The organism is Pseudomonadota bacterium (assembly GCA_027624955.1).
Classification (GTDB): domain Bacteria; phylum Pseudomonadota; class Alphaproteobacteria; order UBA828; family UBA828; genus PTKB01.
Window position 1 is genome coordinate 19,208 of record JAQBTG010000003.1, and the last position, 15,349, is coordinate 34,556.

13 protein-coding genes are annotated in these 15,349 nt (G+C 56.5%); 6 read left to right on the forward strand and 7 right to left on the reverse strand.

Annotated features, from left to right (window positions below; translation table 11 throughout):
* Nucleotides 1–50 precede the first annotated feature (50 nt).
* Nucleotides 51–1,301, reverse strand: coding sequence for an N-acetylmuramoyl-L-alanine amidase (locus O3A94_01730; protein MDA1354970.1), 1,251 nt, complete (start codon nucleotides 1,299–1,301; stop codon nucleotides 51–53).
* A gap of 494 nt (nucleotides 1,302–1,795) precedes the next feature.
* Between O3A94_01730 and O3A94_01735 the strand changes: the two genes are divergently transcribed.
* Complete coding sequence (locus O3A94_01735; protein MDA1354971.1) at nucleotides 1,796–4,498, forward strand: ribonuclease E/G; 2,703 nt, start codon at nucleotides 1,796–1,798, stop codon at nucleotides 4,496–4,498.
* Between the two features lie 36 nt (nucleotides 4,499–4,534).
* Here O3A94_01735 and O3A94_01740 read toward each other — a convergent pair whose 3' ends face one another.
* Both O3A94_01740 and O3A94_01745 read right to left on the reverse strand, forming a co-directional pair.
* Nucleotides 4,535–5,683 carry an aminotransferase class I/II-fold pyridoxal phosphate-dependent enzyme gene (locus tag O3A94_01740; GenBank protein ID MDA1354972.1) on the reverse strand — a complete coding sequence of 383 codons (1,149 nt, stop codon included), beginning with the start codon at nucleotides 5,681–5,683 and terminating at the stop codon, nucleotides 4,535–4,537.
* A gap of 15 nt (nucleotides 5,684–5,698) precedes the next feature.
* The gene (locus O3A94_01745) at nucleotides 5,699–7,219 is read right to left on the reverse strand and encodes a gamma-glutamyltransferase (protein MDA1354973.1); all 1,521 of its coding nucleotides are present in this window, start codon (nucleotides 7,217–7,219) and stop codon (nucleotides 5,699–5,701) included.
* A gap of 127 nt (nucleotides 7,220–7,346) precedes the next feature.
* Here O3A94_01745 and O3A94_01750 point away from each other — a divergent pair, with 127 nt between their 5' ends.
* Nucleotides 7,347–8,702: a M48 family metalloprotease gene (locus O3A94_01750; GenBank protein MDA1354974.1), complete on the forward strand. Its 1,356-nt coding sequence runs from the start codon at nucleotides 7,347–7,349 to the stop codon at nucleotides 8,700–8,702.
* Nucleotides 8,703–9,099: 397 nt separating this feature from the next.
* Here the strand turns inward: O3A94_01750 and thiS are convergent, their stop codons facing one another.
* Nucleotides 9,100–10,095 (reverse strand): sulfur carrier protein ThiS, encoded by a 996-nt coding sequence (thiS, locus tag O3A94_01755; GenBank protein MDA1354975.1) that lies wholly within the window; start codon nucleotides 10,093–10,095, stop codon nucleotides 9,100–9,102.
* 217 nt (nucleotides 10,096–10,312) lie between these two features.
* On the opposite strand from thiS, the gene aroQ reads away from it, so the two are divergent.
* From aroQ to aat, 4 genes are read left to right on the forward strand one after another with little or no spacing between them, the layout of a single operon-like run.
* Nucleotides 10,313–10,756, forward strand: a complete 444-nt coding sequence (aroQ, locus tag O3A94_01760; protein ID MDA1354976.1) for a type II 3-dehydroquinate dehydratase — start codon at nucleotides 10,313–10,315, stop codon at nucleotides 10,754–10,756.
* Nucleotides 10,757–10,760: 4 nt separating this feature from the next.
* Complete coding sequence (locus O3A94_01765) at nucleotides 10,761–11,246, forward strand: acetyl-CoA carboxylase, biotin carboxyl carrier protein (protein ID MDA1354977.1); 486 nt, start codon at nucleotides 10,761–10,763, stop codon at nucleotides 11,244–11,246.
* Nucleotides 11,247–11,282: 36 nt separating this feature from the next.
* On the forward strand, nucleotides 11,283–12,623 hold the full coding sequence (gene accC / locus O3A94_01770) for an acetyl-CoA carboxylase biotin carboxylase subunit (protein MDA1354978.1): 1,341 nt from the start codon (nucleotides 11,283–11,285) through the stop codon (nucleotides 12,621–12,623).
* A gap of 25 nt (nucleotides 12,624–12,648) precedes the next feature.
* On the forward strand, nucleotides 12,649–13,296 hold the full coding sequence (aat, locus tag O3A94_01775) for a leucyl/phenylalanyl-tRNA--protein transferase (protein MDA1354979.1): 648 nt from the start codon (nucleotides 12,649–12,651) through the stop codon (nucleotides 13,294–13,296).
* Here the strand turns inward: aat and O3A94_01780 are convergent.
* The 3 genes from O3A94_01780 to O3A94_01790 all read right to left on the reverse strand — a co-directional run bounded on the left by O3A94_01780 (nucleotide 13,236) and on the right by O3A94_01790 (nucleotide 15,347).
* The gene (locus tag O3A94_01780) at nucleotides 13,236–13,682 is read right to left on the reverse strand and encodes a DUF2155 domain-containing protein (GenBank protein ID MDA1354980.1); all 447 of its coding nucleotides are present in this window, start codon (nucleotides 13,680–13,682) and stop codon (nucleotides 13,236–13,238) included. The genes aat and O3A94_01780 overlap by 61 nt on opposite strands.
* Nucleotides 13,669–13,806, reverse strand: a complete 138-nt coding sequence (locus O3A94_01785) for a hypothetical protein (GenBank protein MDA1354981.1) — start codon at nucleotides 13,804–13,806, stop codon at nucleotides 13,669–13,671. Before O3A94_01785 ends, O3A94_01780 begins: the two co-directional genes overlap by 14 nt.
* Nucleotides 13,807–13,919: 113 nt before the next feature.
* Nucleotides 13,920–15,347, reverse strand: coding sequence for an amidase family protein (locus O3A94_01790; GenBank protein ID MDA1354982.1), 1,428 nt, complete (start codon nucleotides 15,345–15,347; stop codon nucleotides 13,920–13,922).
* Nucleotides 15,348–15,349 lie beyond the last annotated feature (2 nt).

A 15,349-nucleotide genomic window follows, 5' to 3' on the forward strand; every position in this document is an offset into this window, starting at 1 on the left:
CACACACGTGGATATATATCTAAGGTCTCTAAGGTCAAAATGTGGCGCGTTTATGACGCTTGCGTGCATGCTTCATGGCGTAAGAAATAGTCCTCGATCGCCTGGGCAACGCTTCGCATGAGCGTGTATCGACCCTTCTCAGACGACAATATCTTGCGGTCCTCGAGATTTGACATATAGCCCATTTCTACCAGCACTGAAGGGACATTCGGTGCTTTGAGGACGCGAAACCCCGCGAAACGGTGAGTGCGGCCAAGCAATTTGGTTGATTTTTTCAGTTCGGGAATGAGTTCGCCGGCGAACATGGCGGAACAAGTCATCGTCGTACGCTGAACGAGCGATATCAGAATTTTGCGAACATCTTCTTCATATTCTTCCGAATTATTTACATCAAACAGGGAATCCACTTCGTTTTCACGCGCCGCCAAGGCTTCGGTTTCCGCGTCCGAAGCCTTTTCCGACAAGGTGTAAACGGAGGCCCCGCGAACGGCGGGATTTTTATGCCGGTCGGCATGGAGGGAAACAAATAGATCGGCATTTCGTTCCTGCGCCAATTCGGCCCGATCAGAAAGAGATATATATTTATCACCGCTGCGCGAGAGAACCACGTTGTAGCCGCGTTCGATGAGTATGACTTCCAAGGCGTGTGCTGCCGCCAAAGTGATATCTTTTTCATATTTTCCGTTTGTAACCACGGCGCCTGGGTCGGCGCCGCCATGGCCGGCATCGACGACGATCAGGAAAGGCTGTTTTGAGAATGGCTTGAGGCTCGGGCGCGGCGGCGCAGGCAAAAGAAACCTTCGTGATGTGGCTGATGCTTTAGCAACTTCCGCTTGGCCATTTCGATTGTTCGCTTCTTGCGGCGCTGTGGTGGGTTGGAAAGCTGCGGCCGAGTCCGATGTGGATGGCGTGAATGATTCCTCGGCTACCTGCCTGAGGTCGATGACAAGGCGATAGTCTTCGGATTTTCCGGGCGGCAAAATAAATGCCTGACTAACCATTGCCGGCGCTCTCAAATCGACGACAATTCTCGCGGTCTCGAATTTGAATTGCCCGTATCGTATGGAACCGACAAGGCCGCTATTGAACGCAAGCTGACTATCGTCAAGCGCCCATCCCGCCCCCATCAAATCGACGACGAGCCGATGCGGGTCTTTCAGAATAAATATTTGAAACGGCACAGATTCGCTGAGGTCGAGCACGAATCGCGTGGCATTCTCGTGCTGTCCAACTCGCGCATCCTTGACGATCGGCTTGGCGTGCGAGGTTTGATGGAAAACTGCTGTGAACAGTGTTAACACGCAAATAGATACCCACCAGAAGCGTATCACGGGGGCGAATCACCTGTTGGTTTATAGGCTCCGATGTCTAACATCTTTACCGGCTCACTATGCGTCTTGAACATTGGCCACGTGCCAAGTCCGTTAAAACATTTGTCGCATCCCATCGCGCAGAGTAGCATGGGCGGGCGAACGAAGTTTTGATTATTCATCCCTCCGCCGTTGGAGGTGGCAACAGAACCCGCCTATGTACATGACGGTCTTCAACAAGAGTGTTGGAATGCTCGTCACACACTCAGTTGGGTTTAAACGACAAATGATGAAATTGATGACACCAACGAAGCTGCAGCCGGACATGTTCCGGCATAAATTGGCCCCGCACTGTCCGTCATGGCGAGAGTATCTCCCGCCGTGTTCGACGGAGAGTAGCGCTGGGCAATCAGCTTCCCGAATCCGACAGCGCCGCCGCGCCAAGTTCGCGGCCGATGCGGTGCAGTCGCGGAGAAAACTGACAAATGGTCAAAAGAATGCTGATCGATGCCAGCCACGCGGAAGAAATTCGCGTCGTGGTGGCGAATGGAACACGACTCGAAGAATTTGATTTCGAAACAGCGGCGAAGAAGCAGCTTAAGGGAAATTTTTATCTCGCTAAGGTAATGAGGGTCGAACCTTCATTGCAGGCTGCGTTTGTCGAGTATGGTGGAAACCGACACGGGTTTCTGCCGTTTGGCGAAATTCACCCCGACTATTACCAGATTCCGGTTGCCGACAGGGAAGCGTTGTTCGCCGAACAACAAGACGCTACCGACGATAATGTCGATGACAACGCCGATGACCTGACGGATGAAGAATCCGGGCCGGCGACCGTAGATGCGGCAGATGCGCGCGATGGCGATGCGGCGTCGGAAGAAACCGATCTCGGCGCTGAGGAGCTCGAATCAGGTGCCGAAGCCAATGAAGATAGCGATGCTCCAAGTGAAGATCGCGTAGCAAACCCTGATGAATCGGTGGAGACGCTTGGCGGCGACGATATAGACGATGAAGCGCAGCGTCGGCTCCATGTCAGCCGGTCGCTTCTATCGCGCCGTTACAAGATCCAAGAGGTCATCAAGAAACGCCAGGTCATGCTGATCCAGGTGGTGAAGGAAGAACGCGGCAATAAGGGCGCCGCGCTGACGACTTATCTTTCTTTGGCCGGCCGGTATTGCGTCCTGATGCCGAATGCGGTGCGCGGCGGCGGTATATCGCGTAAAATCGTCAATGCAGACGACCGCAAGCGCCTCAAGGCCATCACCGCTGAATTGAAGGTCCCCTCGCGCATGGCCGTGATCGTGCGCACAGCCGGCCTCGCCCGGACGCGCGCCGAGATCAAACGCGATTTCGAGTATCTGTTGCGCCAATGGGAAGGTATTCGCAAGGCGACCCTGGAATCCAGCGCACCGGTTCTGATCAACGAGGAAGCCAATCTAATCCGGCGTTCGATACGTGACCTGTATTCTCGTGACATCGACCAAATTCAGGTTGAGGGCGAGGAAGGCTACAGAATCGCCAAAGACTTCATGCGGACGTTAATTCCGAGCCATAGTTCCCGAGTGCAGCCATACCGCGACCGCATCCCTCTGTTCACACGTTACCAGATAGAGAGCCAACTTGACGCGATGTACAGCCCGCAAGTGCAATTGCGCTCGGGCGGCTATCTCGTCATCAACCCGACCGAGGCGCTCGTGTCGATCGATGTGAATTCGGGCCGGGCGACAAAAATGCGCACGGTCGAGGAAACAGCGCTGACGACAAATCAGGAAGCCGCCGATGAGATTGCGCGGCAGTTGAGGCTGCGTGATTTGGCGGGGCTAGTGGTGATCGATTTCATCGATATGGATGAAAATCGTAACCAGAGAAATATCGAACGCCGCTTCAAAGAAGCAATGCGCGACGACCGCGCGCGAATTCAGATAGGCCGTATCAGCCCCTTCGGCTTGCTCGAACTTTCGCGCCAGCGCCTGCGGCCGAGTATTTTGGAAACGGCCACGGAAGTATGCTCAACCTGTGCTGGCACGGGTGTTGTGCGGGCCACAGCGTCTTCTGCCGTCCATGTTCTGAGGGCCATCGAGGAAGAAGGCCTACGTGAGCGCAGCGGTCAAATTCTCGTACATGTACCGGGTGAAATCGCGCTCTACATTCTCAATCACAAGCGCGATACGCTGGGTGAAATCGAATCGCGCTACGCGATGGAGATCGCGTTCAAAGACGACCCCACTCTTGTGCCACCCATGTACACTATCGAAACCCTGCGCGCTCACGAAGGGGGAGTCCCCGAGGGCCGGGCGGACACGGTGTTTGTCGAAGATGAGGCGGAGGACGGCGAGCAAGAGGCCGTCGTGGTGGAGACCGCCGATGGCGAAGAACAGCCACGTCGACGCAGGCGGCGACGCAAGCCCCGTACGGGAAAACCACTGGGTGCTGAGGCTGGAGAACCTGCGGCCCGCACAGAAGAAGTGCCCGCAGCCAGAGTAGCCACGGACGCTAGCGAAACCGCTGAACCCGCCGAGGCCGTTGAATCCGGCGAAGCAGCTGCGGCGGAAGGCGAAGAAGACGGTGCCCTCAAAAAGCGGCGGCGGCGTGGCCGACGTGGTGGCCGCCGGCGCAACGCGCGCAGCCACGACGTCGGCGAAGAATCCAACGCTGAAACGGCGCAGGTATCCGGCGCAGACGGGACGGTAGAAGGCAGCGCAGAGGGTGCGAATTCGGAACCAGAAGCAATTTTGGGCGAATCAAGTAATTTGCCGACGGATAATCTTGCCGCATCGGAAGAAGCCGTTTCGGAAGAGGTTTCTGAGGGGCATACCACAGAGCCGGCCGAAAGCGAGATAAAGCCAAAACGTGCGAGCCGTTCAAGATGGAAACGCGCTACTGAGAAACAGCCGGATAATGATGCTGCGTCAAGCGAAGAGGCAAGCGGCGATGAACCTCTGGTGTCCGCCGATGTTGGCAATTCCAATGATGGTGGCGATCCGCAAGAAAAGGCGCCCTCACCCGCTCCCATAGCCGAAACTCCCGCAACGCCTGACAGTGACAGCGGCGATACCGCCAGCGATAAATTGGTGGCCGTTTCCCTAGAGGACAAAGCAGAAAATAGTTCAAGCGATGGGGGTCCCGGCGAACAGGCGGCAGAGCCGTCACAGCGCCGCGCCGGATGGTGGCAGCGCGATTTGTCCTAACGCCGGCTTGGCTTGTCTGACCGACCCGACGTCATCTCATTCACTTTTTAGCCAGCGAATGAGGGCGTTGGTGGCGCGCAATACAGTTGCGCGGTCGCTCGCAAATGAAATGCGCACATAGCGGTTGCCGCGCGCGGTGTCGAAATCGATACCGGGTGTGGCCGCCACGCCTGTCGCCTTTAGCATGTCCTGGCAAAATTGTTGCGAATCATTGGTGAGGCGAGAGACATCCGCATACACATAAAAAGCACCGTCTGAGGGTGCGAGGTCACCGAAGCCCGCTTGCGGCAAGGCATGTTGTAATATTTTTCGATTTTCAGCGTAGCGCGCGACATTGGCGTCAAGCTCTTCGCGGCAATCGAACGCCGCGAGGGCGGCATGCTGAGACAGCGCGGGCGGCGATATAAATATGTTCTGTGCCAGCCGCTCGACTGGTCGCACCAAATCTGATGGAAATACCATCCAGCCGAGCCGCCATCCGGTCATCGCAAAATATTTGGAAAATCCGTTGGCGACGATGGCGCTGTCGCTGTATGCGAGTATCGTCTCGGCGCGCTCGTGATAGGTAATGCCATGATAGATCTCATCCGAAATGATGCGGATACCTTCGCTGTCACAGTATTTTGCTACGGCCTCGAATTCGGCGCGCGGAATCATCGTGCCTGTTGGATTGGATGGGCTGGAGATGATGAGTCCTTGGATTGGTTTTTCCAGTGCCCGCAAAAGCCCGACCGTCGGCTGAAAACGGGTTTCAGGTCCGGCAGGCAAACCAACCGATTCTAACCCGAGGGCAGCGAGCGTGTTGCGGTAGGCGGGATAGCTTGGGTCGGCCATGGCAACTCGGTCGCCGACATCAAAAGCCGCGAGAAATGCGAGCAAAAGCCCGCCCGAAGCACCGATGGTGACGGCGACCCGCTCTGCCGCAACCTGTTGACCGTAATATTCCGCGTAATGTTGGGCGATGCGGGCGCGTAATTTTGGATCACCCTGCGCCTCGGTATAGCCCAGATGGGCGTGATCGAGCGCGGCATGCGCGGCTTCGATGACCTTCGACGGCGCGCCGCTGACCGGTTCGCCTGTTTCCATATGCATGATATCAGCGCCGCCATCCGCCATTTCATTCGCGGTCTTGAGAATCTCCATGGCGTAAAAAGGCGCGACATCGGCGCGTCTAGAAACTTTCATCTGATCCGCTCCAGCCTACAGCACGCCGCCACTGGCAAGGCCAAAGCCGCGCCGGTCGGTGTCGAATACGCAGGTTTCAGGGCTGCGCGGCGCGCCCCCCGGACAATGGACGGCATTCACACGGCCGATTTCCGGAACTTCGGAAACCCGATGGCGGCGCCGGTCAAGACTGTCCCGTAGAGCTGTATCAAAATTAGGTTCGGTAACAACGATGTCAGGTATGCCGCCGTGATGGAGCCGAGGTGCATCCATCGCATCACGCAGCGGCAGAGCGTCGAGAAGCGCTCCACGCATTACACTGGCCAAAGCTGAGGGCGCGGCAGCGCCGCCTACCGAGCCAGCGGCAAAGAACAACTGACTGGTATTATGATTTACTAGGACAATCGGCGAGAGAGCCGTCGCGGCGTTTCCCGATGCTGCGGGAGAAGCAGCTAATAAGATGCCGGTGCCAGGTACAATACGTCCGGTTCCGAACAAATTATTCATCGTCACGGCGCAAGATACGGTGAGGCCGCGCCTGTCGATGGTAACAAAGCTGGTTGCGGCCGGGTTTTCTAGCCGGCGCTCCGGCAGCTGGCTCAATTTGTCCAGGGCGGTCGCTTGACTGGAGTTATAGGAATCCATGCTCGATCGCAGACGATTCAAATCGAGTGCCACTCCATTTTTGACGTCTAGCCAGGTCTCCCGATCCGCAAAGGCGCGTTTCGAGGCTTCAGCAAAAAGATGAGCACGCTCGTCAGCCGGGGCGTCAAGATAACGATCGTCTTCGGCCAAAAGGTGAAACATTGCGGCTGCCGTGAGGCCGCCGGCGGCGGGGGGTGGCGCAGTATGAAAGACTTGGTTTCCAAACGGCAATGTGATGCTTTCCCGCCAGACCGGTGCAAAGGCCCGCAATTCTTCAATTGTGAGCGCGCCCTCGGCCTCCGCGACTCGGGCGCTCAGGACTTTGGCGACGCTGCCGCCATAGAATTCGCCAACCCCCTTAAGTCGCAGTTGGGATATGACGGAGCCGAGTTCCAACTGATACACCCGTTGACCTTCGGAAATTGGCGAGCCGTCGCTGTGTAAAAATATTTTGCGCATTTCGGGGTCGGTAAATAAAGACAGGCCTGCCAACCGGATGTCGCGTGCCAGAGCCCGCGAAACTTGATGTCCGAGGCGCGCATATGTTTCTGCCGGTGCCAGCAAGCGCGACCATGGCAGGCGGCCGTAGCGTGCTTGTAGACCGTACATGCCCCGCACCGAGCCGGGAATCGCGTTGGGGCGGCGAGGCGCGGTGCCCCCGGTTGCCGCTGCGAGGGCATAAAATTCAATAACTTCGGTGGTGTCGCCGTCATCCTCATTCGGATTGTACACCAAGCATACGCCGCCGCCGCCAAGGCTCGCAGTCGAGGGATAGGTTACAGCCAATGTAAAATATAGCGCAACGGCGGCATCAGCCGCACTGCCGCCCGCCGCTAGTACGTCGCGAGCGACCAAGGCGGCGCGCGGCTCGTCGGACGTCGCGCCGCCGAAATAGCTGGTGGGTTCAAACATCGAGAAATCTGGTAAAGTCTGGGCAACTTCGCATCCGCTCAACAGAATCAGCGCGGCTACCATCGAGGTTGCGCGCAGGCGCAAACCGGAGAACAGGCTACATCGTAAAATAAAGAGCTTTAAGGATATGAATTTGAGCATTTTTCCTGTGCGCGCGGTCGGCTTCGTCCTCGCATGTGTTATTTTATTGTCAGTGATTGCCCCGACTATCAAGGCACAAGGGCTGTCGCTTATTCGTGATACCGAGATTGAAAATACCATTCGCGGCTATGCCGCGCCACTATTCGCGGTGGCCGGCCTCGATGCTGCAGCGGTAAATGTGCATATTGTCGATGATTCACGCTTGAATGCGTTTGTCGCCGGCGGAATGAATTTGTTCGTCAATACTGGTCTACTCATGTCAAGCGACACCCCAGATGCCATTATTGGTGTATTTGCGCATGAAACCGGTCATATCGCCGGCGGCCATTTGGCGCGCACCCGCGAAGCGGTAGAAAACGCGACGACAGAGGCGATGCTTGCCTACATCCTCGGCGCCGCGGCGATTTTGGCCGGTGGCGGTCAAGCCGGAGGGGCGATAATGGGCACCGGAACGGCAATCGCCCAGCAATCGCTCTTTCGCTATAGCCAGTCGCAGGAACAGTCGGCGGATCAGGCCGGTGTCGGGTATCTCCGCGCCATCGGGCGCTCTGCCTCAGGGATGCTCGATGTTTTTTATAAACTGGAAGACCAGGAATTATTGGTGGCCGAACGCCAAGACCCCTATTTGCGCTCGCACCCACTGACCCGCGATCGCATCAGTTTCGTACGCAACTTCGTAGAAACCTCGACTTATCCGACCATAATCTCGGATGAAGCCGAGTTATTGGCGCATCGCCGGATGGTGGCCAAGCTGTTTGCCTATCTGAATTCACCGGGCAAGACGTTGCGAATTTACCGTGAGGATGACACTAGTCTCACCGCGCGTTACGCGCGGGCGATTGCTTATTATCGAATTCCGGACGTAGAACGGGCGATCGGCGAGCTCGATGGCTTATTGCGCGAATTTCCAGATGATCCCTGGTTTCAGGAGCTAAAGGGACAAATACTTTTCGAAAATGGTCACATCGCGCTTTCCATTCCGCCCTATGAAAAGGCTGTCGCCTTGCGGCCTGATGAGCCGCTCCTGCGGTTGGGCCTAGCGCGTGCCCTAATCGAGATCAATGAATTGGGATTTAATAAGAAAGCGATAGATCACTTGGTTGTCGCCACTCGAACGGAGCCCAACTACGCGCCGCACTGGCATTTCCTGGGAATCGCCTATGGGCGCGACGAACAACTCGCGCAATCGTCTCTCGCTTTGGCTGAAGCGTCGATGCTGCGCGGCGAGCTTGCTGAGGCAAAATATCATGCCGAAAGAGCGAAGCGCGGCTTGCCTGTCGGTGCGCCAGCTTATTTACGCGCAGAAGACATCATTTTGGTGGCGAACAAGGGCAAGCCCTGAAATCTCTGGTCGGGAATGTTATTGCGCCGATTTCATGTTCTACCGGCGCTTAGGTTCTGGCGTTGAACAACTGCAATACCGGCGGGAGAACTAAGGTGCAACGAAAATGCCTCAAATCGGAGTGCTATTTTAAACCTGTGTTTGTGTAGAACATGTATTATTTTCAAGATGTTATGGTCGAGAATTGTGTCATACATCGAGCATTGTATGACGAAACAGAGGCGAAAATTCCCGAACCGAAGATGGGTGCATTAACCATATTAGTTCACTGATCGTTCTGTACTACAGCAGAAAATCGATGTAATTAATTGGATAACATGGTTAACACAATGAGCTAACAAAGCATTACGCGAATTAAGTTAGCTTGGGCGCGGCGAAATTTGGTGTGCGGACTGGACTAAATCAGGCCACCAAGCGGCGATGACGGGTCGGCATAGAGCTTTTTTGGCATGCGCCCCGCAAGATAGGCCAATCTCCCCGCTTGCACCGCCAAGCGCATAGCATGGGCCATACTTATTGGGTCCTTGGCTTCGGCAATTGCGGTATTCATCAACACGCCATCACAGCCAAGTTCCATGGCAATAGCCGCATCGGAAGCGGTGCCGACACCGGCATCGACTAGCACCGGAAGCCCACTATTTTCGATGATGATGCGCAGATTCACAGGGTTCTGAATTCCGAGGCCCGACCCGATAGGCGCCGCCAACGGCATGATCGCCACACAGCCAAGGTCTTCTAGCCTTTTGGCCATAATCGGGTCATCGCTGCAATAAACCATGACGTCAAAACCCTCTTTCACGAGCATTTCAGTCGCCACCAGCGTTTCCACCATATTCGGATACAGCGTGGTTTGGTCGCCTAGAACCTCTAATTTGACCAGCTTCCAGCCACCTGCTTCGCGCGCCAAGCGCATGGTACGAACGGCGTCATCCGCCGTGTAGCAGCCGGCGGTATTGGGCAGAAAAGTGTATTTCTTGGGGTCGAGAAAATCGATCAGCATCGGTGCGCCAGGGTTACCGATGTTGACTCGGCGCACCGCTACGGTGACGACCTCGGCACCGGAAGCCTCTACGGCCTGCGCCGTTTCGGCGAAATCGCGGTATTTTCCGGTGCCGACAATGAGACGCGAGGTAAATTTGCGACCGGCAACCTCCCAACCAAGATTCTCCACTGCTTGAGATTCCACCGTGTTGGCGCCACCACCGATGAAGTGGACGATCTCCAATTTGTCGCCTTCTGCGACCGGAGTGCCGCCGTAGGCGCCTTTCGGGACGATTTCCAAATTGCGTTCGACCGCGATCTTGCGCGGATCGAAACCGAGCCGTTGCAATACTGATTCGACCGTCAGCGGTCCGTCAAACTCGCGCGCTTCCCCATTTATTTGAACTTGCATGCTTTGCGGTAATTCCTTCGGCCGGCGGCGCAAGCCGCTAGCCATCATGTTGCACGTCGCACTGAATTAGAGTATGGCCACGTCGTTCTGCATTTCAACTGTTTGAGCCGCATCTGCAGGCGTGCGCCCGAAAATATATCTGGGCGCTGGCAATCGGAGGCCATCGCGCCTCTCTCTTGGTGCGAATGGCATGGATTTGGTTTAGTATGGTTTTCCGATGACACACAAAATCTTGATATTGAATGGTCCAAACCTCAATATGTTGGGACAGCGAGAGCCGGATATCTACGGTGGCGACTCTCTTGATACAATTGACTCAGCCTGCCAGCACAAGGGTCAAGCTTTGGGCATGGCCATCGATTTTCGCCAATCAAACAGCGAAGGCGAGTTGGTCACCTGGATTCAGTCGGCAGTGGTAGATTTCTCCGGCATCGTAATAAATGGCGGCGCCTACAGCCACACATCAATAGCGATTCTGGATGCGTTGCGGGCGGCGGGCCTACCAACAATCGAGGTTCACTTGTCTAATATTTATCGTCGCGAATCCTTCCGCAAACATTCCTTCATCTCGCAGGCGGCGCTCGGAGTGATTTGCGGCCTGGGCGCGCAGGGCTATCTGTTGGCGCTCGACGCTTTAGCGCAAATAGTGGATAAGGATTAAACAAATGGCGGTGGAATTGCCTTTGGACGAATCTGAGAAAAACCGACGTCGACCCGATTTCGATCTCATTCGTGATTTGGCGGCGCTTCTCGAAGAAACCGGCTTGAGCGAGATCGAAATTGGCGGCGGGCCAGAACGGGTACGTGTGGCGCGCACCCTCCATGGCAACGCAATCACGGTGGCGCCGGCGGCTTCAGATGCTCTGATAGCTGATATGGCCGATGTGCTGACGGCAGTAAGCGTGGATTCCAGCCATCCAGGCGCTGTTATTTCGCCCTTGGTTGGCGTCGCCTATAACGCTCCTGAGCCCGGCGCTGAGCCCTTCATCAGGGTTGGCGAGCAAGTGAGCGAAGGACAAACCCTCTTTATCGTCGAAGCAATGAAGACGATGAATCCGATTCGCTCGCCGCGCAGCGGCCGGGTAGTTAGAATTTTTGCCGAAAACGGCACGCCAGTAGAATATGGCGAAGTCCTACTGTTGCTAGAATAGCACCGGCCCACATGTCCGTTTAGGCTGCCCAACACAATGTTCGAAAAAGTTCTCATAGCCAATCGCGGCGAGATCGCGGTGCGTATCCATCGCGCCTGCAAGGAATTGGGAATCAAAACTGTCTCGGTGCATTCGACCGCCGATACCGATGCCATGCATGCCCGCCTCTCTGACGAATCGGTCTGTATTGGACCGGCCTCAGTGCGCGACAGCTATCTCAACATACCCTCTATCATTGCCGCCGCGGAAATCACCAATGCCGACGCCATTCATCCCGGCTATGGCTTTCTCTCGGAAAACGCCAATTTTGCCAGCATTGTTGAGGAGCACGGCTTTACGTTTATCGGACCGACGCCGGCACATATCGCCATGATGGGCGACAAAGTACGGGCCAAGGAGACCATGCAGAAATTGGGCGTCCCTGTCGTGCCGGGCTCGGCGGGCGCAATGCAAGATATCGCGGAATTCAGTGCCGTCGCCGAGACGATCGGCTATCCGGTTTTGGTAAAGGCGGTTTCTGGTGGTGGCGGCCGCGGCATGAAGCGGGTCGAGCGCCAGGAAGATATGGCGGCGGCCGTGGCGATGGCCCGCGCCGAGGCGAAATCGGCGTTCGGCGATGATTCGCTTTATCTGGAGAAATTGATCGACTCCCCGCGACATGTCGAAGTTCAAGTGTTAGCCGATCAGCACGGCACCGTTGTGCACCTCGGAGAGCGCGATTGCTCACTGCAGCGGCGCCATCAAAAAATGTTGGAAGAAGCTCCCTCCTCTGCGCTGAACACCGAAGAGCGCGAGAGTATCGGTGCCCGAGTGGTCAAAGCGGTTTCCGAAATCGGCTATCGCGGCGTCGGCACCATGGAGTTTCTATATCAGGCCGGTGAATTCTATTTCATCGAAATGAACACCCGTATCCAGGTTGAGCATCCGGTGACCGAAATGATTACCGGTATTGATCTGGTACGCGAGCAAATCCGTGTCGCCGACGGCGCGCCTTTGGGCTACGAGCAAAAAGATATCGTCTTTAACGGGCACGCCATCGAGTGCCGGGTGAACGCTGAAGATCCGCTTACCTTTCGCCCCTCTCCCGGTTTGATCACCGGGTATCACCCGCCGGGTGGGCTTGGCGTCCGTGTAGATTCAGCGCTCTATCAGGATTATTCGGTGCCACCCTTTTACGATAGCCTGATCGCTAAGGTCATTGTGCATGGCTCGAATCGAAACGAATGCCTGATGCGCTTGCGCCGCGCGCTCGAAGAATATGTCATCACCGGCGTTGAAACGACGATTCCGTTTCATCTCAAATTGATCGCCAATGCCGATTTCGCCAATGGCGCTTATGATATTCATTGGCTGGAGAAATTCATAGCAGAAGCCTAGGCTTCGGGGGGCATGGGTTGAGCCGATGATTGAATTGTCGCCAGAACTGATTCTCCGGGCCTATGCGTGTGGCGTATTTCCCATGGCGGAACGCCAGGACGATCCTTCCGTGTTTTGGGTGGACCCGGATTGGCGCGGCGTCATTCCGTTAGACGAATTTCATTTGCCGCGCCGCCTCGGCCGCACGGTGCGCTCGGGAAAATTCCAAATAACCGTGGATCAGGCGTTCGACCAAGTCATCCGTACATGCGCGGAGCGTACCGCACAGCGTATGGAATCATGGATCAATGGTGATATCGTTAAGGTCTATGGCGAGTTGCACCGCCTCGGCAACGCCCACAGCGTCGAATGCTGGAGCGGTACTGAATTGGTCGGCGGACTTTACGGCGTGTCGCTTGGCGCCGCCTTTTTTGGCGAAAGCATGTTTAGCCGCAAAACTGATGCAAGCAAGGTCGCTTTGGTGCATCTGGTTGAGCGCTTGCGCGCCGGTGGCTACACGCTATTGGATACCCAGTTTGTGACTGCGCATTTGACCGGTTTCGGCGCTGTCGAGTTGCCGCGCGGAACATATCTTGAGCAATTACGGGCGGCACTAGAGCGCCAGGCGACCTTTTATCCGTTTGATTCGGAATTCACTTCCAACATGGCGCAATCGAGCACCCAGACGTCATAGACCGGATGTTGCAGCGCCGATAGGCCAGGGGTCGAAGCGAACATCCAGCCACTGAACAGCAATTCCACCGACGTTCCCTGTCGTTTCTCGCGAATTTCGAGAAAGGCCGCGCTTTCGGGAGGTTCCTCGGGCGGTTTTTTGTGACAGGCCCGGGCAGTGATTTCGAGCGTGCCGAAGACAACGGGAGTGTCTAATTCGGCAGTGAATTTCGATATCCGCGCGGTTACTTTGTCGAGACCCTGGAGCACTACGGCTGAGCGTTCCGCTGCTTGCAGGTTGAACGGCAACAACAGGAGCAAAGCCGCGATTGTCGCGATAGAGAGAGCCGCTGCATGACGATATTTACCGCGGTGCCAGCTCCCCGAGGCGCGGCTAATTATCCGCACCGAACGAAAGTTCGTATCGATCTACGGCAGCGACGCTGGTGCGCGAATAAGCGAAGGCAACGAACGCGCCGGCGACCACCAACACAAGCGCGCCCAAGAATGTTCCTAAGATGCTTCTCGACATGAAACTCTTTTCCGCTCAATCCAACGTAATGCCGATATTGCAGGGAGCATTGTCCCTATCGCGACGATTGACAAGTCCCGCAAAAGGGATGCGCCGGGTGATCGCCGCGCGGGTTATGCCGACGCTGCGGCGGTCGCGCCACCCGCGACCAATGGCGGCCTTTTATCTGCCCAAGGATGTGCCTCTTCGAACGCCGCAGCGGCGCGGAAAATATCTATTTCCGAATTGATTCGCCCGACCATCTGCAATCCGACCGGTAGGCCAGAATCGGTAAAACCAGCCGGAATGGAAGCCGCCGGCTGTCCGGTCGTATTGAACGGGTAGGTGTAATAGACCCAGGAAACCGGATCGCGGTCCTCCCATCCGGGCGGCATGTCGAACCCGGTATCGAAAGCGGCAACTGGGAGCACCGGCGACAGCAGCAAATCGTAGTTGTCAAAGAATTCACGGACGGTTTCGCGAAATGCATAGCGCGCGAACAGCTTGATGAAATAATCTTCGATCGATTGGTCAAGCACACCCGACAGCATTTTGACGACAGCGGGGTCCAATTGCTCCGGCGAATCCGTCAACAATCCTTTCAATTTGGTGCCAACGCCGCCATAAAACTCGGCCCGCCAGATTTCCAGCGGCTCGTCGCCGAACGGTGCTTCCACCATCTCCAAATGACAACCCAGTTTTTCGAAGGATCGAGCGGCACGTTCCGTGATCTCGAGTATTTCCGGATCCGCCCGGGCGTAGCCGAAAGTCGGGCTCCAGGCGATTCGCATCCCCTTGATCGATTGTCCGCACGCGCCAAGATAATCCGGCACCGGTCCGGCGACGGCAAAGGGATCGCGAGGGTCGTGCCCCGAAATCGCGGTGAGCAGCAGTGCCGCGTCGCGCACGGTTCGCGCTAGTGGGCCGACATGGGCAAGCGTCGGCGTCGCGGGAATGGGAAATAACGGAACGCGGGAGAATTGCGCCTTGATACCGAACAGGCCACACAGCGATGACGGTATGCGAATGGAGCCGCCGCCATCGGTGCCAAGAGCAAACGGCGTAAGTCCCGACGCGACGCTGGCCCCGGCGCCGGCGCTCGAACCACCCGGTGTTTTAGCTAAATTCCAAGGATTGCGCGTTACGCCGGTGAGCGGGCTATCGCCGGTGCCTTTACAGCCGAATTCGCTGGTGGTGGTTTTGCCGATGATGCAGGCGCCGGCGGCACGGGCGCGCGCCACTGCCGGTGCGTCGACCGCGCCTATGTTCCCTGCGAACGGCTTAGAGCCAAATGTCCAAGGCACCCCTTTCATTGAAATCAAGTCTTTGACGGAAAGCGGCAGGCCGTGCAGCAGGCCAAGCGCGTCACCCGCCATGACCGCTTGCTCCGCTCGCTTCGCCGCCGCGCGCGCGATGTCAGGCGTGCAAGTGACGAAGGCATTTATTTCCGGCTCAAGTGCGGCCTGGCGCTCGATGACATCTTCGGCCAGTTCGACCGGCGAGATTTCTTTCGCGGCGATCAGGCGCGTCAGGTCGAGGGCGGTATGATAGGCGAAACCCATGT

Bases quoted from the DNA above. Each gene is read 5' to 3' on its own strand.
- O3A94_01735 (MDA1354971.1), top strand. From the start codon at position 1,796: ATGGTCAAAAGAATGCTGATCGATGCCAGCCACGCGGAAGAAATTCGC.
- O3A94_01740 (MDA1354972.1), bottom strand. From the start codon at position 5,683: ATGAAAGTTTCTAGACGCGCCGATGTCGCGCCTTTTTACGCCATGGAG.
- O3A94_01745 (MDA1354973.1), bottom strand. From the start codon at position 7,219: ATGTTTGAACCCACCAGCTATTTCGGCGGCGCGACGTCCGACGAGCCG.
- O3A94_01750 (MDA1354974.1), top strand. From the start codon at position 7,347: ATGAATTTGAGCATTTTTCCTGTGCGCGCGGTCGGCTTCGTCCTCGCA.
- thiS (MDA1354975.1), bottom strand. From the start codon at position 10,095: ATGCAAGTTCAAATAAATGGGGAAGCGCGCGAGTTTGACGGACCGCTG.
- aroQ (MDA1354976.1), top strand. From the start codon at position 10,313: ATGACACACAAAATCTTGATATTGAATGGTCCAAACCTCAATATGTTG.
- O3A94_01765 (MDA1354977.1), top strand. From the start codon at position 10,761: ATGGCGGTGGAATTGCCTTTGGACGAATCTGAGAAAAACCGACGTCGA.
- accC (MDA1354978.1), top strand. From the start codon at position 11,283: ATGTTCGAAAAAGTTCTCATAGCCAATCGCGGCGAGATCGCGGTGCGT.
- aat (MDA1354979.1), top strand. From the start codon at position 12,649: ATGATTGAATTGTCGCCAGAACTGATTCTCCGGGCCTATGCGTGTGGC.
- O3A94_01785 (MDA1354981.1), bottom strand. From the start codon at position 13,806: ATGTCGAGAAGCATCTTAGGAACATTCTTGGGCGCGCTTGTGTTGGTG.
- O3A94_01790 (MDA1354982.1), bottom strand. From the start codon at position 15,347: ATGGGTTTCGCCTATCATACCGCCCTCGACCTGACGCGCCTGATCGCC.